A 22138-nucleotide genomic window follows, 5' to 3' on the forward strand; every position below is an offset into this window, starting at 1 on the left:
CATGAAGCTGCTGAATAATATCCGGCTCAGGAATAAAATGTTCCTCGTCTATTTCCTCGGGGTCATCGCTCCGATTATTCTCACGAATGTGATCTTCTACAACACGATTACCGGAAATGTAAAGGCGCAGCGGATCAAGGACATCGATCTGGCGGTGGAACAGATTAAGAATGAGTTCCGGCTGATAGTGGATCAGGCCGTGGGCTTGTCCTCTTTTTTCTATGCGGATTACAAGACCAATGAGGTGCTGGACCGTAACTTCACACAGACCGAAGACTATGTCGAGGCTTACGACCTCTATCTCAGGTCCACCCTGAACAACTATTCCCCGTTCTCTTCCTCGCTGCAAAACAAGACCATCTATGTGGATAACCCCACGCTGCTGAATTCTGGGAATATCGGGATTCTGTCTGCGGAGGTCCGGGAGAGTGTCTGGTATAAAGAGTGGATGCAGGAGGCCTCTTCCCAGCCGATGTTCGTCCGCACCCAGGATGCAGGCGGCCGGTTCCAGTCGTTCTCGCTGCTGCGGCGGATGGATTATTTCGCGGACCGCATGGTCAAGGAGAAGCTGGTGAAGATTGATTTTAAGACGATTGATCTGATGGAGGTCTTCGCCAATCTGAACGTGCAGGGGGATGTGTATCTGCTGGGGCCGGAGGGCCGGATTGAATATACGACGAACCGGGCCATAGACTGGCAGGGGAAGGACCGGCAGCGGTATGCCTCCCTGAAGCAGGAGCAACTCATTGATTTCGAGAAGGAATACGGCAGTATCAGCTATCTGTCCGGCTGGCGGATTGTCGGCACAGTGAATGAGAAGGAGATCATCAAGGAGGTGCTGAAATCCCGTTATTTCATCCTCTGGTCGGCCTGCCTGATGATGATTGTCCCCACCGTTATTATTCTGATCATTACCCGTTCGATCAACCTCCGGATTATTGAGATCCTGAAGCATATGAAAAAGGTGAAGACGCAGCAGTTCCAGATGATCATGCACGGGGAATCGCGCGATGAGATCGGCCAGCTGACCCTGGAGTTCAACAGTATGATTATGCAGATTAAGGCTCTGATTAACGATGTGTATCTTACAGAGATTCAGAAGAAGTCGCTGGAGCTGGAGCGGCGGAAGGCGCAGCTGAATGCTCTGCAGAGCCAGATTAACCCGCACTTCCTGTTCAATGCGCTGGAGACGATTCGGATGCGGAGCCTGCTGAAGCAGGAGAACGAGACGGCCAAAATCATCCAGAGCATGGCGATGATCCTGCGCAGCTCGCTGACCTGGAATAAGGAGTGGGTGAGCGTGGAGGAGGAGCTGGGCTTCATTCTTTGTTTTCTGGATATCCAGAAATACCGGTTCGAGGATAAGCTGAGCTATCATATCGATGTGCAGCCTGAGGCCTACGCCTGCGTTGTCCCCAAAATGGTGTTCCTGCCCTTCGTGGAGAACGCCAGTATTCATGGCATCGAGCCGCTCAAAAAAGGCGGAAGCATTAAGATCCGCATCAGCGTGGAGGGGGATGAGGTGGTCTTCCAAGTGGCGGACAACGGGATTGGCATGAGCAGTGAGCAGGTTGACACTCTGTACGGATACCTCGACATGGAAGGGATTATCGGCGAGCGTATCGGAATACAGAATGTTATCTATAGAGTAACCATGCTATATGGCAGGCGCGCAAACTTCCAGGTGGACAGCAGACCGGGTGAAGGTACACGGATTGAGCTGAGAATTCCAGTTAATCCATAGTTTTCAAAGGAGAAGCCATAATTTCACGGGTAACGGAGGAATGAAAACGCTTTTATACTAAAGGAGCACTAAACCATGAATATACAAGGGGGAGTACAGGCAATGGGTAAAAGCAAGAGAATATGGCTTCTCGCTCTGACGGCAGTCGTCTCATTATCCGTGGTGACGGCTTGCTCGGGGCCTAATAATGCCAAGAAGAATACGGGGACGACGGAGCCGACAAGCGCTGCCGCTACCACAGAGACCGAACCCAAGCAGGATAAGGTAACGTTCAAAATCTTCAACGGGGTGGCCGGCTCGAAGGACGGAAATACCAATGAGACGACCATCGGCAAGCTGCTGGAGGATCAGACCGGTGTCAATTTCAAGCTGGAATTCGTGGTGGGTGACCTCAATACTAAGATCGGAACGATGATTGCCGCCAACGATTACCCGGATGTGCTGATTCCCGATGCCGCTATAGAGGAAGTGCTGAATGCCGGTGCATTCATCCCGCTCGACGAGCTGATTGAGAAGTACGGGCCGAACATCCAGCGTGTCTACGGCAAATCGCTGAATCAGATGCGCTCCAAGGACGGTAAAATCTATTTCCTGCCGATTGCCGCCCAGGTGAACGATTTCATTCCTGAGCCGGAAGCCGGTGCGGGGTTCTGGGTTCAGCGCCGTGTGCTGGAGGAAGCGGGTTATCCGAAGATCAAGACGCTGGATCAATATATAGAGCTGATTAAGAATTACCGCGACAAGCACAAGGATGAGAATCTGACGGGCATGGTCTCTCTTACGCATGACTGGAGATTCTTCGCCACCTCCAACCCGCCGATGCATCTGATGGGCTATCCGAATGACGGTAACGTTACAGTGGATACGAACACCTGGGAAGCCAAGACCTATGCCGGTGCCGAGTCCACCAAAAAGTGGCTGAAGGCGCTGAATGACCTCAATGCTGCCGGTCTGTTCGATAAAGCCTCCTTCGTCGATAACTATGACCAGTATATCGCCAAATTAACCTCCCACAAGGTGCTCGGCTTCTTCGACTACCGCTGGCAGGTGGATAATGCGCTGAATGTGCTGAAGGATGCCGCCCGTAAAGATCCTTCCCTGGACGGCTTCAAGTATTTCCCGCTGCCGGTAACCTTCGAGGAAGGCACGCCGGATGCTTATCTTGATCCGCCTGGGGGCCTGGTAACGAACCGCGGAATCGGGATTACCGTCAGTGCCAAAGACCCGGTCCGCATCATCCAGTTCTTCGACAACATGCTGACCGAAGAGAACCAGACCCTGATGTCCTGGGGCATCAAAGGCGAGACGTATGAAGTGAATGAACAGGGCCGCTACTACCGTACGCAGGAGCAGATCGACAAGATTGACGAGCCGTTCAGAGAGAGCTTCGGCTTCAAGTACTTCAGCTGGAACTGGCCGATGTATAATGCCACTTCTACCCTGGCTGACGGAAATGCCAAGAATGTTGCCAGCCAGCCGGAGGTGTTCCAGATGACGCTGACCGACAAGGATAAGGCGATCTTAGAAAAATACGGCGTACAGACCTACAGCCAGCTGTTCGCTGAACCGGTTCCGCGTCCATACTTCCCGGCGTGGGGCTTCGCGAAGGAGCAGAATTCCCCGGAACAGCTCTGGGAAGCCAGCAAGGATGAAATGACGAAGAAATATTTCCCAAAGCTGGTGCTGACGACTCCCGATAAGTTCGAAGCAGTCTGGGAGGAATACATGAAGGAATTCGGCAAGCTCGATACTGCGGGTTATGAGAAATGGACCACTGAGCAAGTCAAAGCGAAGGTCGAACTGGCGAACCAATAGCCGCCGGAATCGGCGGGAAAGACCAGGGCTGTACCGAGATGCTGGTCTTTCCTGCTTGCCGCTTAGACACCCCGGTGCGCTGAAGGAGAGAGATACGGATGGATAAAAATACGGTACCCGCGTTATCCCGGCCGGCGGCGGATAAGGAGCCGGGCCGGATGAGGCTGTTCTTCAAAAAGCTGGGCCAGCAGCGGGCCTTGGCAGTGATGTCAGTCCCTTTTCTAATCTGGCTGTTTGTATTCAAATACTTGCCGCTGTGGGGCTGGAGCATTGCCTTCCAGGATTATAAGCCGGCCAGGAAGTTCATGGAGCAGACCTGGATTGGCTTCGAGCATTTCAAATTTCTGTTCGGGGATGACCGCTTCCTCCGGGTGCTCCGCAATACGCTGGCGATGAGCTCGATTAACCTGTTCTTCGGCTTCGTCACCGCGATCACCCTTGCGTTGCTGCTTAATGAAATACGCAATATTGCTTTCAAGCGTGTAGTGCAGACTGTCAGTTATTTGCCGCATTTTATCTCCTGGGTCGTGGCGGCGAGCATCATTCAGACGACGCTGTCCCCGGATGGTACGATTAACCAGCTGCTGGTGGGTCTGGGCTTCCTTGACCGCGGCAATGAAATCCTGTTCCTGGGTATCCCGGAATACTTCTGGACCATCTTCGGAGCCAGCTCTGTCTGGAAGGATATCGGCTGGAACACCATCGTCTACCTGGCCGCAATGACGACGATTGATCCCACACAGTATGAAGCAGCGGAGATCGACGGCGCGAACCGGTTCAAGAAAATGATCTATGTCACGCTTCCGGGCATCAAGTCTGTTGTGATTGTCCTGCTCATTATGAATATCGGCTATCTGCTGGAATCGGGATTCGAGCCGCAGTACCTGCTGGGCAACGGCATGAATGTGGACTATTCCGAGAACATTGATATATTCGTACTGAAATACGGAATTGCCCAGAGTAATTTCTCCCTGTCCATCGCAGCGGGAATGTTCAAGACGGTCGTCAGCTTCATCCTGCTGTTCATGGCGAATAATGCCGCGAAGCGCATGGGCGAAGCCAGGCTGTATTAATAAAGGAGGCGCAGGCATGGAAACCGCAGCTGTCCATAAGAAAAAACGCAAGCCCCCCATAAGCTCTTCCACCGGCGACCGCTTGTTTGTCATTTGCAACTACTGCTTCATGATCGCATTAATGATCGTTACCCTGTATCCGTTTGTGAATGTCCTTGCTGTGTCGCTTAATAACGCGCAAGACTCTATCAAAGGCGGAATCTACCTTCTTCCCAGAGAATGGACGCTGGCGAATTACAATTATATTCTGAGAGAGGCCACGATTTTTCATGCGACCTTCATCTCGGTGCTGCGCACCGTGATCGGAACGGTAGTCACTGTCTTCTGCTCGGCCATGCTGGCCTACACGCTTAGCAGACAGGATTATGTGCTGCGCAAATTCATCACCGTAGCTTTTATCATGACGATGTACTTCAACGGCGGCCTGATTCCCAATTACCTGCTGATACGGGATATGGGACTGGTCGGCAGCTTCTGGGTCTACATTCTTCCGGGGATCATCGGGGTGTTCAACCTGATTATTATCCGTTCCTTCATTGAAAATCTGCCGGAGAGCATCATCGAATCGGCTAAGATTGACGGTGCGGGCGATTACCGGACCTTCTTCAGCATCATCCTGCCGCTTACGGTACCCGTGCTGGCTACGGTGGCGCTGTTCTCGGGGGTGTTCCAGTGGAACTCGTGGTTCGATGTCTTCCTCTATAACTCGTCTGATGCAAGTCTCAGTACCCTGCAATATGAGTTGCAGAAGATTCTGCAGAACTCCAACACCACCACCGGCACCTCGTCGCTGGACGGGATGATCCAGGGGGCAACGGGAGGCCAGCAGAATGCGGTCACTCCGATGTCCGTGCGGGCAACGATGACGATAGTAGCGTCCGTGCCGATTATTATGGTGTATCCGTTCCTGCAGAAGTATTTTGTCAAAGGCATGATGGTCGGCGGGGTCAAAGGTTAGGTTGTCTAATTGTATACATGGTTATAGCAAAATAAAGTATTTTCATTTAAAATGTCCATATGACATACAAGAAAGAGGAGGATGCTCATATGGAATATCATGTTGCAATGCAAGGGAGCGATCAGGCTTCCGGTACAGCGGACAAGCCCTTCCGTTCCATTTCCCGCGCTGCGGCGCTGGCGGAGCCTGGAGATACGGTCACCGTTCATGCGGGGACATACAGGGAATGGGTGAACCCGGCTAACGGAGGAACAGAGGATCAGAGGATTGTCTATCAGGCTGCCGGGGACGGGGAAGTCGTCATCACAGGCGCTGAGCCGGTAGCTGACTGGCAAGATGAAGGGGACGGTGTATGGAGCGCGGAGGTGCCGAACAGCCTGTTTGCTGTGCGCAATCCTTTTGAAGAAAAATTATATGGCGACTGGCTGTTCGAAGGGGCGTTCGAGCCGCATCTGGGGGAGGTCTACCTGGACGGAAAATCGCTGTATGAGTGTGATAGCGTTACCAAGCTGCGCGATCCTCAGGTATGGCCGCAGGCCAAGTACCCGGCGGACTCTCTGCTCCAGTGGTATGCAGAAGTAGGCTCGGCTTCCACCAGGATCTGGGCGACCTTTGGGGGCAAGGACCCCCGCCGCGAGAATGTAGAGATCAGTGTTCGTCCTTATTGCTTCTGGCCGGAGCAAACGGGACGGGGCTACATTACGGTCAGAGGCTTCACGCTCCGGCAGGCCTCTCCGCAGTGGGCTCCGCCAACGGCGTTGCAGGAAGGGCTGATCGGACCTCACTGGAGCAAGGGCTGGATCATTGAGGACAACCACATCTGCGAGTCCAAATGCACAGGGGTGAGCCTGGGCAAAGAAATCTCAACCGGGCATAACGAGTGGTCAAATGGCCGGATGAAGGGCGGGACGCAGCGGGAGCAGGAGGTTATTTTCCGCGCACTCCGCCAGGATTGGCATAAGGACAACATTGGAAGTCATATCGTCCGCAATAATGTAATTCATGATTGTGAGCAGGCCGGGGTCGTCGGCCATTTGGGCGGGGCCTTCAGCCAGATTCTCCAGAACCGGATTTATAATATCCATCATAAACGGATTTTCCACGGGGCAGAGGTAGGCGGAATCAAGCTCCATGCTTCACTGGATACCCAGATTTGCGAAAATGTCATCTACAGCTCCTACCGGGCGTTATGGCTGGACTGGCAGGCACAGGGCACCCGGATCAGCCGGAATGTGTTCTACGACAACCTGTCCGAGGATTTCTTCATGGAGGTGTGCCACGGTCCTTATATGGTGGATCACAACCTGTTCCTGTCGCCGATGAACTTCCGCAATATGGCCCAGGGCGGCGCGTTCGTCCATAACCTGTTCGCCGGAAGATTCGTGGTGCGTCCCGAGCTTACCCGATATACACCGTACCATATGCCGCATGAGACAGCGGTTGCGGGCTACAGCAATATCGCGGGCGGGGACGACCGGTATTACAACAATATCTTCCTGCGTGATGAGGACACAGACAATGAGGTAGTGCCGATGACGTTCTTCGAGCATCTGCCGCTTACCCCGAGAGAGCAGCTTAATGATAACGGTGAACGGGTAATGGACGGTATCCCTGATAATTCCCGCTGTTATCTGCATCCTGTTGGACTGGGCGGCTATGACGAGCACCCGAATGCGCTGCATAAGCAGTGGTGGGAATTGACCAAGGAAGAGATCAAGGCGATGATCGATTCCGGCAAGCCGTTCCATCCCGAACAGATGGCCCTGCCTGTTGCCATTCAGGGCAACCTGTATCTGAAAGACGCGGTGCCGGGTGCGCATGAGCCGAACGCGAAGGTCTATGCTGATAAAGGCATTGAGATTGAGGTTGATCCGGCTTCCGGCAAGGTGCAGGTGCATATTGTGAACCCTGAGCTGCTGCGTGCTGCCGCGCCGACCGTGGTCACCACGAATCTGCTGGGCCGAAGCTATCACGCCGAGATGTGTTACGAGGAGCCGGACGGCTCGGCGTACCGGTTCGACCGCGACTTCTTCGGTAAGCAGCGCCCGGACTCGAATGTGACACCTGGACCGTTTGAATTATCCGATAATAGTCCGGTGAAGATTATGCTGTAAGTTAGAATAGTTGAAAGCCTGTCCGTGAGGACAGGCTTTTGTGTTCCTTTAGAAAGGTAGGCGATAAACCGAACACTATCGGTGCGTTGAGGATGCGTGGGCGGAATATGGTCGAAAAACCGACCACATTGGGCACGGCGTGGGCGCGTGGGCGGAATATGGTCGAAAAACCGACCACATTGGGCACGGCGTGGGTGCGTGGGCGGAATATGGTCGAAAAACCGACCACATTGGGCACGGCGTGGGTGCGTGCGTGGAATATGGTCGAAAAACCGAACACATTGGGCACGGCGTGGGCGCGTGGGCGGAATACGGTGCGACCCCCTTATCCCGGAGTCCTCCGTATAAAATCGGTACTTGTCGTAGATATGCTCTTTATTTCGCTTTTTCTCTCGGCCAGAAGAAGCGGGAGCGGTCTTCTAGGGTCAAGACCCATTCCGCAAAGGTAGCTGGCGGCATGTTCCGAAGGCTTGTATGCATTCTGCGATTGTTGTAGAAGTCCATGTACCGGTCCACGGCTTCATAGGCCTCTTCGAACGTGTCGAAGGCTTCTTTGCGGAATAAATCCCGATCGATATTACTGTGGAACGATTCAATAAAAGCATTTAAATCCGGCGTTCGAGGCGGAATGCGTTCATGGGTCATTTCCCAGCTTTCACACATGTCGCCAAACAGATGGCTGACGAACTGTGGGCCGTTGTCGGTGCGGATCACCGGGCGTGCGCTGTCAGGGGCGCAGTGTTGCTCCATGGCGCGTCCCAGCGTCTGGCAGGCGTGCTTGGCCTCACACGACGATCCGCGGTGGTAGCCGACGATGACACGGGTAAACACATCGATAATGCTAAGGACAAAGAAATGCCTATCGCGGCCCGCCACGTAACCGTACTTAATGTCCATCTGCCAGAGCTGGCCCGCCCCTGTAATGACCCGGTTCTCCGGCAGCTTCCGAGGGTGCTTAAAACGCTTGTGACGCTGCGGCTGCAGGATATCCAGCGCCTGACACAGCCGGTAGCTTTTCTTGTGATTGAGCCTCAGCCCGTGCTGGTTCCACAAGCACTTGGCCAGCAGTTTGTACCCGTACACGTGCTCCTCTCCAGCAATTAATTCCAGCAGCCATTCCTGGATTTCCTCGTCGCTAATCTTCTCTCCAGACTCGGTCAGGGAATAGCCGGGTACGGGTCTTCCGCGCCCCTGGGGTACGGCCTGTGCATCCTGCTTCTTGCGTTTCTTACGGTCGTAATACGTAGACTCTGCTAGCCCCACGAGACGTAGTACCAACGCTGCGGTATTCCCCTGCTTAATGAACATGTCGGCTACCTCGATTTTTTCGGATAAGCAGGGGTTGGCTTTTTTAGCAGTTCACGCAGAATCTCGATCTCTAACTCCTTTTCGCCGAGGATCTTGACGGCCTTCTCGTATTTCTGCTCCACGTCCAGGAGGCGCTTCAGTTCCTCCACCTGCTCCTGGGGATACGGATGATCTTGTTCCCCATGGGTCTCTCGGTAGTCCCTCACCCACTGATTCACCGTCGATGGGGTCACCCCATACTTGCGGGCAACCACCGCTGCCTTAATGCCAGACAACACCTCTTGCGCTGCCTTCTCTCTTGTTCCTGTTAAGTGTCCCATACCGTTCATCCTCCTCCTATATCTAGTCTACATTTTTGTGGGGGAGGACTCCAACTTCTTTAGGGGGCTGTGGAGAATATGGTCGAAAAACTGACCACATTGGGCACGCCGAGGGTGCGCGAGCCCAATGTAGGCGAAAAACCGACCACATTGGGCACGGCGGGGGTGCGTGGGCGGAATATGGTCGAAAAACCGACCACAATCGGTGCGTCGAGGGTGTGAGGGTGCGCCACGTAAGCCAAATGTATGCGGAAAACCGAACACAATCGGTGCCGCTGCGCTGAGGGATGGGCCCCATCTCCGCAGCCCGTACCCTTTTAGAGAAATCCTGCAAGAAATGCAGCAATGCGGCCTAAGTCACAGTATACAATGAGGCACAAAGCATCCTTCACCCGCAGGGTGAATTTGTTCTATACAGAGCAATGCAATAAATGATCCTAACAGATCTCTGCCTATAAAGGAAAAGTGGCCCTACGTATAATAGAAGAAGCGTGAATGATTAGAGTCGAAAGAATGGAGATGCGAAGATGACGGCGTTCAATGAAAAGTACATAGACACCCCGGAGAATTTCATCAACGTTCATGCCTTTCTTAGCAAAACGCTTACCTTGACAGGGCAGCTTCAAACCTGGGAATTTGTCAGATTCGAGTTCTGGAACCGGTACGAAGCGCCCAAAAGTGCAGACCCTAATTTCATGGAGTATAATGCACACCTATGGAAGAATGAAGCAGGTGAGATCACAGGCCTGTTCATTTCCGAATCTGGAGGCGGTTTCTTCAGTTTAATCGTTCATCCGGATTATCCGCATCTGGCGGACGAGATGGTCGCATGGACCCGGAATGTATGGGGCAAGGAGAAAAAGAAGCTCAACACCGATTGCTATCCCTACGGTCTGGAGGTTCAGGCATTATTAGACCATGGTTTTGTGCAGGATTCCCATATTGGGAATACAAGAAGATACGATCTTGTGCATACTGAGTACACTTTGAACCTGGAAGAAGGCTTCTACATCCGGTGCATGGCGGAAGGGGCAGACGAAGAATCGAAGGGCGAGTTGATTGAACAGATCTTCTCTCCATCTGATTCCGGCCCAGTCAAGGTAGAGTATTGGAGAAAAACTCTGCCGTCCTATCTTGCGGAGCTTGATTTCTCTGTGGTTGATGATAAGGGCCGGCATATTGCCTTCTGTTTCGGGTTCGTGGATCAGGATAACGGGATTGCGGTCATAGAGACCATTGGGACCCACCCCGATTACCGGCAACGCGGATTCGGCAAGGCGGTTGTTACTGCCTGCTTCTTGCGGCTGAAGGAGCAAGGTGTGACAACTGCTTATATAACGGGTTTTTCTGCTGAGGCTAATGCTCTATATCAATCCCTGCAGCCGGTGGAGATTACTACGATGCATTCGTATGTATACGAAGATTAAATACAATCGGGACTGTCCAATGTAGGAAAAAGCAGAAGACCTTCTATCCTACATATATTTTTTTCTGCAACAGGTTCCTCAGCAGGATTCTACACTTAGTTTATTGAATAAACTAAGTGTAGAGGAGTACATATAATCCAAGAGAGGAATGAGCAGCATTGGACATGAACCATCAGAAGTATACAACACAAGCAGCGGGATATGATCAGGAGAGAGAATGGATCGAGCGTGGTAAGATCACAATGATCGAATACCACTCTGCCACAGTAGGCAACACCCGGAAGGCCAGAGTCTATACGCCGCCTGGATACTCTAGCACAGAGAAATATAGTGTCTTGTATCTGCTGCACGGCATTGGCGGAGATGAAGACGAATGGTACACTCACGGCACGCCACAGATTATTCTGGACAACCTTTATGCTGATCACAAGCTGAAGCCCATGATTGTTGTATTGCCGAACGGGCGGGCGATGTTGAATGACCGGGCGGAGGGTGACATCTTCGCTCCTGACAAGTTGGAAGCCTTTGCAACCTTTGAGTCTGATCTGCTGAACGATCTGATCCCTTATATTGAAGCGAATTATTCTGTGCTGACGGACCGGGAGCACCGTGCGCTGGCCGGGTTGTCCATGGGCGGAGGGCAATCGCTCAACATGGGTCTGAATAACCTGGACCGATTCGCCTGGGTGGGAGCCTTCTCTGCGGCACCTAACACGAAGGAGCCTGAGCTGCTGGTACCCGACCCGCAGAAGGTAGCGGACGCGCTTAACCTGCTCTGGTTATCCTGCGGAGACCTCGACAGCCTCAAGTATGTCAGCGACCGCACCCATGCTTATTTCTCAGAGCATAACGTACCGCATATCTGGGTAGAAGAGCAGGGCGACCATGACTGGCCGGTCTGGAAGAACGGGCTGTATCAGTTCGCTCAGCTTATTTTCTAAATGGTTAGGGGGCGTTCGAAATGGGCGTCTCGTATGCCGCTCCGTCAATCGCCTATTAGTCACCCACCCAACGTCCGCCGATCGCCAACTAATCACTCACTAATCACTTACTAATCAATCACCTATCGTCCGCCAATTGCACAAGACTGCACTGCACGCGACCATGAGCACGTTATGAGGAAATAGTTGGATTTTCTACACTTGCTGGTGAACAAATCTGCCTTCCGGGAACAGTAGTTGGACAAACAACACTTAATCCATCACAATTCAACCAAAGTGGGTAAAAAAACAATATTAGATGCTGTTTTTCCACTTGCTTATCTGTAAACGCCGGAATCAGCTAAATTAAGATACCTTTTTCCATCTGCTTGCCAATGAGTGGGCTTGATTGGTTGGATGTGAGTAGGCAGATTGCCGACGAGGGGTTTCATTAGCCGGAGAAGTTGCTCTACATACTTAAGCGCAAGAGAGGCAGCCCCAAGCCATTTCCATGGCTCCGGGGCTGCCTCTTCTTTTACTTTTACAGCTTACGCAGTAACGCTCATTTGCTTACTTATTGGCAACCGCATCAGCGCGCATTTTAACGATTTTCTCTGCTCTTTCCTTGTCTACGGCGAACACATCGTTCCAGCCGAGCCCTTCGACATCGCTCTTCAGCTTGGTCCAGAGCTGGTCGAATTCGGCCTGGTCCTTGGCGAAGATCATTTTCCAGGAGGTGTTCTTGACATAATCCGAGATCTGGCTGCGTTTGTTCTTGACGTCAGAAGAATCGGAGCCAAGACTGGTATTGATATTCGGCACGATGTCGATCATGTTGTTCTTCGTATAGTACTCGGTCGGAGTAGTAGCATCATAGGTCTTCTGCCAGTCTGTAGTCAGCGCAGTCTTGTTGGCTTCAATGGTGGAAGCCCAGTACGTGCTGTTGTAGAATTCTTTGGTTTCCGGGTCGGTCACGAAATCACTCATAATCATCGAGTTGACCTTGCTCTGGCCGTCCTGGTAACCGCCGCCGCCGTATTCGGCAGGGACCGGGGTGTTTTCCTGGAATGCCGTCTGGCCGACTTCGGTCAGCTTGAATTTGCCGTCCGGTGTCTTCTCATAGTTGAAGCCTTCGAAGCCGTTGGTGTAGTAACGCAGACCTTCCGGTGAAGACATCCAGTCCATCAGTTCCATAATTCTTTCCGGCTCTTTCGCCTTGGAGCCGATAGCGAACACTCTACCGTTCCCGAAATAAGCATCACTGTTCTGGATCAGGTGGGTATCGCCGATCGGAACGGCTACGTTGCCGTCGCCCTGGTTGCCGCGTTCAATCGTATTGTAGAACCCTCTCTGCCAGGAGTACCACAGGAGCAGAACCTGCTTGTTGGTCAGCTTCTCAGATACCTTGTTCCAGTCCTGGGAAGGAGAGTCGGGGTCAACGAGACCCATTTTGTTCGCGTCATAATAGAACTGCAGAATCTTCTTGTACATGCTGTTGTCGTCCACGATTGGCACGATGTCACCTTTGGCATTCAATTGAATCGTTGTCGTGCCGTTCGGCTGCTCATAGCCATACCAGTTGCTGAGCCAGCGGACATTCTCCATGCTGCCGCCATCCCAGTCCTTCCAGAGGGTGATCGGAACAATCGGCTTGCCATCCGGAGTCTTCGGATATTTAGCCTGCATGTCCTTCAGGGCGGTCATCAGGTCGTTCAGATTATTCAGCTTCGGCGCGCCGATGCCCTTGTAATAATCCCAAGGCATAATCGGGCTGGAGTAAGGCAGCTCTTCTGAGAAAGTCGTTGGCGAAGTATCGGCGGTGAAGGCCGGGAGAGCATAGATTTTACCGTCCGGGTTCTGCTTCTCGAAGGCTACATTGAACGGCTTAAAGTGATTGTCTACATATTGGGACAGATGCTCCGTGTTCTTAATCATGTCGGTTAGATCCATAATCATGCCTGCCGGAATCAGTTCCTCGAGCTGGCTGTTCTCAATAATCAGGAGGTCGCCGAGGTCGCCGGATGCCGAGCGGGTCTTGTACAGCTGGTCGCCCGCTACCTGCGGAGCCAGAATGTTCAGCGTGATATTGAATTTGTCTTTCAGCAGCTTGCCGTACCATCCCGTCTGCTCGCCTTGATAGTTAGCTGCGTTGTCGAATACCGTAATGGTTAGAGGTTTGCTGTGATCGATGCCTGTGCTTGTGCCCGGATCGGATGACTCAGTAGGTGTTCCGGGTTCGGCCGTCCCCGCAGCAGTTCCTCCATTGTTGGAATTACCGCTGCAACCACTTAACGCCGTTGTTACCAGCAGGATGGTCGTCCCTAGTAACAGCGCGGACTTTCTGCCCAGCTTAATGTGTGTTTTCATGTGTAGCCCCCCGAATGATTAATGTATCATAATGGCGCAGGTCCGTTAGCCTTTCACAGCGCCAATTATAATTCCTTTGACAAAAAATCTCTGGAAGATCGGATATACCAGCAGGATTGGTGCGACTACGATAATGGTTACAGTCATGCGGATGGAGGTAGAGGTCTGCTTGGTCGCCAGAGTAGCCATAGCCGTTGAGCCGGCATTCTGCAGGTTGACCATGGTGGACAAGGAGCTCGCCTGGTTGATGTAGTTATACAGAATGAATTGGAGGCTGTAGAGCTTGCTGTCCGTCACCAGCAGGAGCGTATCCTGGAAGGAGTTCCACTGGTTGACTGCCGAGAAAATGGCAACGGTTGCAAGGATCGGCTTGCTGATCGGCAGAATGACTTTGTAGAAAATCGTGAAGATTCCTGCACCGTCAATGCTGGCCGCCTGCTGAAGCTCCTTCGGTGTTGCCTCTACGAAGGTTTTGACCAGGATAATGAAGAAGGGCGCTACTACGGACGGAAGAATATAAGCCAGGAAGTTGTCCGTCAAATGCAGCGATCTCATGGTCAGATACCAAGGGATAATCCCGGCATTGAAGAACATCGTGATGATTGTGAAGCGGTACCAGAATTTCTTGCCCCACATGTCCTCCTGGGCAAACATGAATCCGAGGAAGGCCGAAGCGCCGACTGTTAGCAGTGTACCGATCACAGTTCTGCCGAGGGAGATCATAAAGGCATTGCCCAGACCCGGGATTTTGAACACATCGATATAATTCTGGAAATGAATCCCCTTAGGCCAGAAAATAATTTCGCCCTTGGCGCTCAGGTCGTTCGCGCTGATCGTGTTGATAATGATCGAGTAGAACGGATAAACGCAGATGAAGGCGAACAGTGAGAACAGGATATAAATAATAGTAGAGATGATTTTATCGGTAGCGCTGACCTGCATTTTTACCGTTTTTTTGGTGATGTCGATCTCCCGGGTGTTTGGCGTAAGACTGGTCTGGTTGTCACTCATACAATGCCCTCTCCTCTCAGCATTTTGGACAGCCCGTTCACCGAAAAGAGAAGCACCACGCTGATTACACTCTTCAGCATACTGATCGCAACGGAGACGGAGTAGCTGCCGCCGCCCATGGCGAGGTTATACACATATAGATCAAGAACCTGAATAGTGTCCTTGTTAAACGCATTCTGGAACACGAAATACTGCTCCAATCCGTTGTTCAGGAAGCTGGCAATCTGGAGCATCAGCAGGACGAAGTAGGTTGGCATCATGCTTGGCAATACGACATGGCGGATAACCTGCATCCGGGTAGCCCCGTCCACATAAGCCGCTTCATACAGCGATTCGTCGATGCCCATGATGGCTGCGATGTACAGAATGGCGGACCAGCCGAGTGTCTTCCAGGTAGCCCAGGCCCACATCGTCCACCAGACATGCTCCGAGCTCTGAAGGAACATTGTAGGTGAATCGGTCAGCCCGGTCATATGCAGGAAGCCGTTGACCATCCCCTCACTGGAGAACATGGAGAAGGCGAGGGAGTACACAAGCACCCAACTGATAAAGTTCGGCAGCGTGGTGACCGTCTGGATGAATTTGCGGAACCGTACCGCCTTGATCTCGGTCAGGAAGATGGCGAAGATCATCGGGAGCCAGGAAAAGAGGATGCCCAGTCCGCTGATGCCGAAGGTATTCCAGATGACCTGCATCAGCTGGTCGATCTTGACCTGATTTTCAACCAGGGAATGGAACCATTTGAAGCCGACGAACTCAGATTGGGACAACGGGATAGGCGGGGTGTAGTCAAAAAATGCATATACCCAACCATAGAGCGGATAGTAGGCAAAGACAGCGAGTAAAAGCATAAAGGGAGAGATGTAAAGGAATTTCCGGAACGAATTGCTTCTCATGCTCTGGCTGCGCATTGTTTCACTCCTCATCATATTCTCTTTGTATGATTGCTTCCTGAAGCTAAGCCGGGGCAAGCAATCCCGGGCATCTTGTCTGTCTGTCATCCCCCTTCTTCAGTAAGCAACTTCCGTTTTTGATAACGCTTTCATGTATGAAACTATAATAAGTTATCGTTTATCTTCCTACAATGACCGATCCTCACCAATTATTGATCTATTGTCAGGTGAAAGAGACGCGGATGAGAAGGGCAATTGTATGGGAGGGGCAAGTGAGAGAAGCAGGAGTCGGAGCCGAAACGGGAGTTTATAGGAGTGGGAAGAAAGGAATGCGGGAGGCTAAGTGGAAAACGTGAGAGTGATGAGGGGCATTAGTGCACTTGATTTCATCAAAAGTGGGCGGATGATCCAAATGAGGGGCATTAGTGCCCCTGATTTCATCAAAAGTGGGCGGATGAGCCGAATGAGGGGCATTAGTGCCCCTGATTTCATCAAAAGTGGGCGGATGAGCCGAATGAGGGGCATTAGTGCCCCTGATTTCATCAAAGTTGGGCGGATGATCCAAATGAGGGGCATTAGTGCACCTGATTTCATCAAAAGTGGGCGGATGAGCCGAATGAGGGGCATTAGTGCCCCTGATTTCATTAAATGGACGGGGAGCAGCGCTTCGATGGTCTGGCAGGCAGCAGGCGTACTTATCCAGAGCCTTGCTCCAGATTTCGTACAGGCCGCTCCCTCCACTCCCCTCTGCCTCAGGCAATGACGAAGCATTGTTTGCGGTATTCATTGGCGCTGGTTCCCGTGTACTCTCTGAATTTCTTGTAGAACCAGTCGATTTCCGAATATCCGACAGCATCTGCAATCTCATAGATCTTCATGTCGGTCGTTTCCAGCAGCAGCTTGGCCTTCTCCATCCGCTGGCGCAGAAGGTATTCGTTGAAGGACATCTTCTCCTGCTGCTTGAATTTCTGTCCGAGATAGGCGCAATTGAAGTTCAGGGTGTCGGAGATCTGCTTGAGTGTAATATTATGATGGAGCTGCTCATCCACGCATTGCTTGATCGTACTGACGATCGGACACGGGGAGGACGGCTCTTTTTGAATGGTGAACTGAGCATAATCCCGCTCTACAGTAGCGGGTCTGCCAGCCTGAGCCAGCACCCGACTAACCGCCTCCAGACTTCCGCCCAGCTCAGCCGGGTCCACCGGGTCTGTTAAGTAATCGCTTACATTATAGAGTAAGGCTTGGCGCGCCAGCCCGAAATCTCCGCTGCCCCCGAGCAGAATAATCGGAACGGAGCTTCCCTGCCTGATCTGCTCACAGACTCTCATGCCCGGCGTATGGGCATTCCTGATATTCAGAAGAACCAGTGATATCCCCTCGCTGCGGATCAGCCGCAGAATATCGGATGAATAATCAGCATGCGCATGAATGATGAAATTCTTAAGTCTGCTCCCTGCCATATAAGAAGCGATCTCCCGCACTTGGGCGTTTCGCTCTACACATAAGATTCTGTACAACATGAAGACCCCGCTTTCAGAGAGAAGTTAAGCTTCCTTCATTCATTATGTGCAACAGAGCCGGGCGCTACAATGTGCAATTCTTGCACCAGGCTCCATTTGTTTACCTGATCGAAATCCGGTTGCCCGGTGGATAAGGACTTGCGGGCCGGACCTATAATTTGACAGGTGAACACCTGAAGTTAGACGGGTTGCTGCCTGAAAATGTAAGCGCTAAACTTTCGAGGTAAGTCATTCATACTTGGGGGGACAGATCATGCGGGCAAAAAAGGTAATGTCAGTATTCATTAGTATGTTGTTATTAGCTGCAACGACGGCATGTGGAGGAGCGGGGAACGGCGGGAACGCCGGCGGGGGAGCGTCAGCCCAGCCGGCAGCGGCTACAGAGGCTCCGGCAGCTGAAGCCACTGCAGAAGCTACACCGACTGCAGAGCCGAGCAATGCTACACCGGAAAAAGATTTCGATATGGGCGGCAGAACGATCAAGATTGTCTCCTGGTGGGATATGACGATTCCCGAGGACAATCCTGATAATATCCAGCGCTCGAAGAATCTGAAGGAATTGATGGCCAAGCATAATTTCAAGGTTGAATATGTAGCGCTGGACTTCGGTGAATACCAGAAGAAGGTTGTGGCTTCACTGGTCGCCGGTGAACCGCTTGGCGATATTGTCAGAATGGGCAAGGGCTATATGATTCCGGTGCTGACGAAGCAGGATATGTTCTGGCCGGTTGACGAGTACACCAAGAATGAGAATGCCTTCAATCAGCGTATGACTACAGAATTCTCGCAATATGAGGGCCGGGGCTATGGCTTCTCGGAGAATGCGGGCAACCTGATCAGCGGAGTATTCTATAACCGCACCCTGATGAAGAAGCTGGGCATGAAGCCGCTCCAGGAATATGTGAACGAGGATAACTGGAACTGGGAGACCTTCACCCAAGTCGCCAAAGAAGCGAACAAGGATACAGATAACAACGGAAAACTTGATGTTTGGGGTTTGGCCTCAGGGGGGTTCCTGGAAATGGCCCTGGCCTCCAACGAGACCGATCTGACCATTGACGATAAACAGAATCTCGATGATCCCAAGCTGCTGGAGGTCTTCAAGTTCATCGCCAAGCTGGGTGCCGAGAAGGTAGCGCGGCCGACAGAAGGCGGGGACTGGCAGGAACCGGCGCAGTTCTTCCGTCAGGGGAACACGCTGATGTATGCAGGAGCAGATTATGAGGCGAACGGCTTCAAGACGGATATGAAGGATTATGATATCGGCTTTGTTCCTTTTCCAAAAGGACCTAATGCTACCGAATACCACAGTGTGGAATCCAATGTCCAGTTCCTGACCATCCCGAAGAAGGCCGAGAATCCGGATCAGCTGCTGTATATCTGGGAGAAGATCAACGATATCGAGTCCATCTACGATTATCCGAAGCAGGCTTCCCTGGAGAGCACGTATGACAACGAGGATGATATCAACAACGCCAAGCTGGTCGAAGGCGGCATGCTGCTCACGAACCATAATACCTTCTCAACCATGCCTTACTACGAGATGATTGACGAACTGAAAAAGGGAACCTCGGCATCTACTGTCATTCAGAAGTACAAGGCGAAGGTTCAGGCTTCTGTAGACGCAGTCTACAAAAAATAAACGGATATCCGCATGGAACAACAGTCCCCCGCGGACTGTTGTTCCCATTCTTGCGGCAATTATAGAGCTGGAACTTGAAATATATGAACTTATGATCCATTGCTTAAGGGGAGGAGTACGTTGAATATTCGAATCAGGAACATAGCGATTATATTGGTTGTTGTCCTGCTGGCCGGGACGATCTGGATATTTAATTCCTCGGGGCAGCCTGTGCATTCCGACTCTCCCGCAGTAGGCAAGTTCACGGCAGCCGCGCAGGATGCTGAAGAAGGCAGCTATGAAGCCTATCTGAAGCAACACGGGGATGCCCCGCGCCCTGACCGGGAGATCCGCATCGAAGGGGAGAGCTATTCCCCCGGCAGCGGAGATGTCTTTGAGGTGAAGCAGCAATTCGAGGGGCTTGACGGAGCAGCAGTCATTACCCAGGAATCGGGAACCATCTCCTGGGAGGTGCCGGTTCCGGAATCCGGGCTGTACAACATCCGGGTTCATTATTATCCGGTGGAAGGCAAAAGCTCGTCCATTGAACGTTCCTTATCCATCAACCGGGAGGTGCCGTTCAAGGGAGCGGATACCTTGCTCTTCGACCGGGTCTGGGGGAACCGTGAGGAGGTCATTAAGCAGGATGACCGAGGCAACGATCTGCGCCCCAGACAGGTGGAGCAGCCGGTGTGGCAGTTCACGGTCATTGCGGACAGTGAAGGCTTCTATGAGGAGCCTTATGCCTTCTATCTGGAGCAGGGGAACCAGACCCTGTCGCTGACCGCACTCCGTGAGCCGATGGCCATTGATTATATTGAGCTGTTCCAGGACCGGACAGTGCGCTCCTATGCAGAGGCTAAGCAGGAGTATGAGACTAAGGGCCTTCAGCCGGTACAAGAGCCTTATATCGAGGTCCAGGCCGAAGCGGCATCCGCCAAATCCTCGCCTACCTTATACCCGTTATCCGACCGCTCCAGCCCGGCAGTGGTTCCTTATGCCGTCTCAAATTTAAGGATCAACACCATCGGCGGGGTGAACTGGAAGCTTCCGGGGCAATGGATCGAATGGGAGATTGATGTCCCTGAAGAAGGTCTGTACCGGATAGCGCTCAAGGAGAAGCAGAATCAGCTCCGGGGCGTCTATGCCAACCGCAGCCTGACCATTGATGGTGAATATCCGTTCACCGAGATGAAGCAGATCCGCTTCAATTACTCTCCCGGCTGGCAGATGAATGTACTCGGTGGGGAAGAGCCTTATCTGTTCCATCTTACACAAGGGACGCACAAGCTGAGACTGACCGTGACCCTGGGCGATATCGCGCCGCTGGTCCGTACCGTCCAGTCCAGTGTCCTGACCTTGAATGAAATGTACCGCAATATACTGGCGATTACCTCCAACAACCCGGATAAGTTCCGCGACTATCAGCTGGAGAAGCGGATACCGGAGATGACCAAGGTATTCCGGGAGCAGGCGGAGATTATCCGCGGTGTCGGCGAATACCTGGAGCAGGCCACCGGGGAACGCAGCGACAAGGTATCCGTGTTGTATTCGATGGTTACCCAGCTGGAGGATATGGCGAAGCATCCGGACACGGTAGCCAAACGGCTGGTCTCCTTCAAGACGAATGTCGGCGGACTGGGGACCTGGATTCTTAGCGTGCGGGAACAGCCGCTGACACTGGATTCACTGGTGATCTCGGCGCCGGATAAGCCGCTTCCGTCTGCGCAGGCGACCTTCTTCCAGAAGCTGAAGCATGAGCTGAGAGCGTATGGCGCCTCGTATACCGAAGACTATGACAGTATCGGTAACGTGACGAAGAACCAGAAGGCGATTACGGTCTGGATTTCGACCGGCCGGGATCAGGCTCAAGTGATGAAGAGCATGATTGACGATACCTTCACGCCGGATTCGGGCATCTCCGTGGCACTGCGGCTGGTGCCTCCGAACATTCTGCTGCCGGCAACCCTGGCGGGCGAAGGGCCGGATGTAGCCATGCAGATCGGTGAGGATCTTCCAGTGAACTATGCGATGCGCAAAGCATCGGCCGATCTGTCCCAGTTCGCCGATTTTAAAGAAGTGGCTGACCGCTTCCGCGACAGCGCCCTTACGCCTTATAAGTACAATGGAAGCGTCTACGGGCTGCCTGAGCAGCAGATCTTCCCGATGCTCTTTTACCGGAAGGATATTCTGCAGGAGCTTGGCCTGGAGCCCCCTACTACGTGGGAGGAAGTCTACAATGTCGTCTCTGTGCTGCAGAGACATAATCTGGAGTTCTATCTTCCCCTGGAGGATACACTGAACAATGCGACGCTGGTGCCCAATGCGGCCTTCACCATGCTGCTCTACCAGAACGGCGGGCAGCTCTACACGGACGACCAGAAGCGAAGCGCGCTGAACTCGGAGACCTCCATGAGTGAATTTAACAAGTGGACCCAGTTCTATACCAATTACAAGTTCCCGGTGAAGGTGGACTTTCCGAACCGTTTCCGTACAGGCGAGATCCCAATCGGGATTGCCGATTACACCATCTATAACAGCCTGACAGTAATGGCGCCGGAAATCCGCAATTTGTGGGAATTCACGGTGGTGCCGGGAACGAAGCAGGCGGACGGCACGGTGGACCATAGCGTAGCCAGCCATACAACCGGTGTCATGCTGCTGGAGAATGCCAAGGACAAGGATTCGTCCTGGGAATTCATGAAGTGGTGGACAGACAAGGACACCCAGGTCCAGTACGGCCGGGAAATGGAAGGGCTGATGGGAGCGGCGGCACGTTATCCGACCGCGAACATTGAAGCGCTGGAGGAGCTGCCGTGGCCGGTGAAGGATTACAAGGAGCTGGAGAGCCAGTGGCAATGGGTGAAGGGTAACCCTCAGGTTCCCGGCGGGTACTTCACAGGCCGGCATCTGGACAATGCGTTCCGCAAGGTGGTCAACGGGAATGTGAATCCGCGTGAAGCCCTGTCGGATTATCTGATCTACATTAACGATGAAATTCAGATCAAACGGAAGGAATTCAAACTTCCGTATTAGGTTGGAGG

At 52.5% G+C, this 22138-nt stretch carries 15 protein-coding genes; 9 read left to right on the forward strand and 6 right to left on the reverse strand.

What is annotated here, in order from left to right:
- The first annotated feature begins 1 nt into the window (after position 1).
- The 5 genes from NST69_RS10360 (at position 2) to NST69_RS10380 (ending at position 7704) form a co-directional block, all read left to right on the forward strand.
- Positions 2-1744 carry a histidine kinase gene (locus NST69_RS10360; protein ID WP_342549185.1) on the forward strand — a complete coding sequence of 581 codons (1743 nt, stop codon included), beginning with the start codon at positions 2-4 and terminating at the stop codon, positions 1742-1744.
- 102 nt (positions 1745-1846) lie between these two features.
- Positions 1847-3559 (forward strand): ABC transporter substrate-binding protein, encoded by a 1713-nt coding sequence (locus NST69_RS10365; RefSeq protein ID WP_209875808.1) that lies wholly within the window; start codon positions 1847-1849, stop codon positions 3557-3559.
- 158 nt (positions 3560-3717) lie between these two features.
- The gene (locus NST69_RS10370; protein ID WP_235218379.1) at positions 3718-4632 is read left to right on the forward strand and encodes an ABC transporter permease subunit; all 915 of its coding nucleotides are present in this window, start codon (positions 3718-3720) and stop codon (positions 4630-4632) included.
- Positions 4633-4648: 16 nt separating this feature from the next.
- Positions 4649-5590: a carbohydrate ABC transporter permease gene (locus NST69_RS10375; RefSeq protein ID WP_051477981.1), complete on the forward strand. Its 942-nt coding sequence runs from the start codon at positions 4649-4651 to the stop codon at positions 5588-5590.
- Positions 5591-5679: 89 nt separating this feature from the next.
- A complete protein-coding gene (locus tag NST69_RS10380) occupies positions 5680-7704 on the forward strand; it encodes a right-handed parallel beta-helix repeat-containing protein (RefSeq protein ID WP_342549186.1) in 2025 nt (674 codons plus the stop codon).
- Between the two features lie 375 nt (positions 7705-8079).
- Here the strand turns inward: NST69_RS10380 and NST69_RS10385 are convergent, their stop codons facing one another.
- On the reverse strand, positions 8080-9012 hold the full coding sequence (locus NST69_RS10385; RefSeq protein WP_339310604.1) for an IS3 family transposase: 933 nt from the start codon (positions 9010-9012) through the stop codon (positions 8080-8082).
- Positions 9013-9017: 5 nt separating this feature from the next.
- On the reverse strand, positions 9018-9332 hold the full coding sequence (locus tag NST69_RS10390; RefSeq protein WP_339310606.1) for a helix-turn-helix domain-containing protein: 315 nt from the start codon (positions 9330-9332) through the stop codon (positions 9018-9020).
- Positions 9333-9859: 527 nt separating this feature from the next.
- Here NST69_RS10390 and NST69_RS10395 point away from each other — a divergent pair.
- Positions 9860-10759: a GNAT family N-acetyltransferase gene (locus NST69_RS10395; RefSeq protein WP_339313680.1), complete on the forward strand. Its 900-nt coding sequence runs from the start codon at positions 9860-9862 to the stop codon at positions 10757-10759.
- Positions 10760-10923: 164 nt separating this feature from the next.
- The gene (locus NST69_RS10400) at positions 10924-11700 is read left to right on the forward strand and encodes an alpha/beta hydrolase-fold protein (protein WP_339313682.1); all 777 of its coding nucleotides are present in this window, start codon (positions 10924-10926) and stop codon (positions 11698-11700) included.
- Positions 11701-12249: 549 nt separating this feature from the next.
- Here NST69_RS10400 and NST69_RS10405 read toward each other — a convergent pair.
- The 4 genes from NST69_RS10405 to NST69_RS10420 form a co-directional block, all read right to left on the reverse strand.
- Positions 12250-14046 carry a hypothetical protein gene (locus NST69_RS10405; RefSeq protein ID WP_209875800.1) on the reverse strand — a complete coding sequence of 599 codons (1797 nt, stop codon included), beginning with the start codon at positions 14044-14046 and terminating at the stop codon, positions 12250-12252.
- A 45-nt stretch (positions 14047-14091) separates the two neighbouring features.
- A complete protein-coding gene (locus NST69_RS10410) occupies positions 14092-15057 on the reverse strand; it encodes a carbohydrate ABC transporter permease (RefSeq protein ID WP_081751123.1) in 966 nt (321 codons plus the stop codon).
- Positions 15054-15968, reverse strand: a complete 915-nt coding sequence (locus tag NST69_RS10415; protein ID WP_036724924.1) for an ABC transporter permease subunit — start codon at positions 15966-15968, stop codon at positions 15054-15056. The genes NST69_RS10410 and NST69_RS10415 overlap by 4 nt, the downstream gene beginning before the upstream one ends.
- Before the next feature lie 734 nt (positions 15969-16702).
- Positions 16703-17473: a helix-turn-helix domain-containing protein gene (locus tag NST69_RS10420; protein ID WP_342549187.1), complete on the reverse strand. Its 771-nt coding sequence runs from the start codon at positions 17471-17473 to the stop codon at positions 16703-16705.
- A 253-nt stretch (positions 17474-17726) separates the two neighbouring features.
- On the opposite strand from NST69_RS10420, the gene NST69_RS10425 reads away from it, so the two are divergent.
- Both NST69_RS10425 and NST69_RS10430 read left to right on the forward strand, forming a co-directional pair.
- Positions 17727-19115, forward strand: a complete 1389-nt coding sequence (locus NST69_RS10425) for an extracellular solute-binding protein (protein WP_209875794.1) — start codon at positions 17727-17729, stop codon at positions 19113-19115.
- A gap of 120 nt (positions 19116-19235) precedes the next feature.
- Positions 19236-22130: an extracellular solute-binding protein gene (locus NST69_RS10430; protein WP_342549188.1), complete on the forward strand. Its 2895-nt coding sequence runs from the start codon at positions 19236-19238 to the stop codon at positions 22128-22130.
- The last annotated feature ends 8 nt before the right edge of the window (positions 22131-22138 follow it).

This window comes from Paenibacillus sp. FSL P2-0089, from assembly GCF_038595095.1.
Classification (GTDB): Bacteria; Bacillota; Bacilli; order Paenibacillales; family Paenibacillaceae; genus Paenibacillus_AQ; species Paenibacillus_AQ silagei.

Bases quoted from the DNA above. Each gene is read 5' to 3' on its own strand.
- NST69_RS10360 (WP_342549185.1), top strand. From the start codon at position 2: ATGAAGCTGCTGAATAATATCCGGCTCAGGAATAAAATGTTCCTCGTC.
- NST69_RS10365 (WP_209875808.1), top strand. From the start codon at position 1,847: ATGGGTAAAAGCAAGAGAATATGGCTTCTCGCTCTGACGGCAGTCGTC.
- NST69_RS10370 (WP_235218379.1), top strand. From the start codon at position 3,718: ATGAGGCTGTTCTTCAAAAAGCTGGGCCAGCAGCGGGCCTTGGCAGTG.
- NST69_RS10375 (WP_051477981.1), top strand. From the start codon at position 4,649: ATGGAAACCGCAGCTGTCCATAAGAAAAAACGCAAGCCCCCCATAAGC.
- NST69_RS10380 (WP_342549186.1), top strand. From the start codon at position 5,680: ATGGAATATCATGTTGCAATGCAAGGGAGCGATCAGGCTTCCGGTACA.
- NST69_RS10385 (WP_339310604.1), bottom strand. From the start codon at position 9,012: ATGTTCATTAAGCAGGGGAATACCGCAGCGTTGGTACTACGTCTCGTG.
- NST69_RS10390 (WP_339310606.1), bottom strand. From the start codon at position 9,332: ATGGGACACTTAACAGGAACAAGAGAGAAGGCAGCGCAAGAGGTGTTG.
- NST69_RS10395 (WP_339313680.1), top strand. From the start codon at position 9,860: ATGACGGCGTTCAATGAAAAGTACATAGACACCCCGGAGAATTTCATC.
- NST69_RS10400 (WP_339313682.1), top strand. From the start codon at position 10,924: ATGAACCATCAGAAGTATACAACACAAGCAGCGGGATATGATCAGGAG.
- NST69_RS10405 (WP_209875800.1), bottom strand. From the start codon at position 14,046: ATGAAAACACACATTAAGCTGGGCAGAAAGTCCGCGCTGTTACTAGGG.
- NST69_RS10410 (WP_081751123.1), bottom strand. From the start codon at position 15,057: ATGAGTGACAACCAGACCAGTCTTACGCCAAACACCCGGGAGATCGAC.
- NST69_RS10415 (WP_036724924.1), bottom strand. From the start codon at position 15,968: ATGCGCAGCCAGAGCATGAGAAGCAATTCGTTCCGGAAATTCCTTTAC.
- NST69_RS10420 (WP_342549187.1), bottom strand. From the start codon at position 17,473: ATGTTGTACAGAATCTTATGTGTAGAGCGAAACGCCCAAGTGCGGGAG.
- NST69_RS10425 (WP_209875794.1), top strand. From the start codon at position 17,727: ATGCGGGCAAAAAAGGTAATGTCAGTATTCATTAGTATGTTGTTATTA.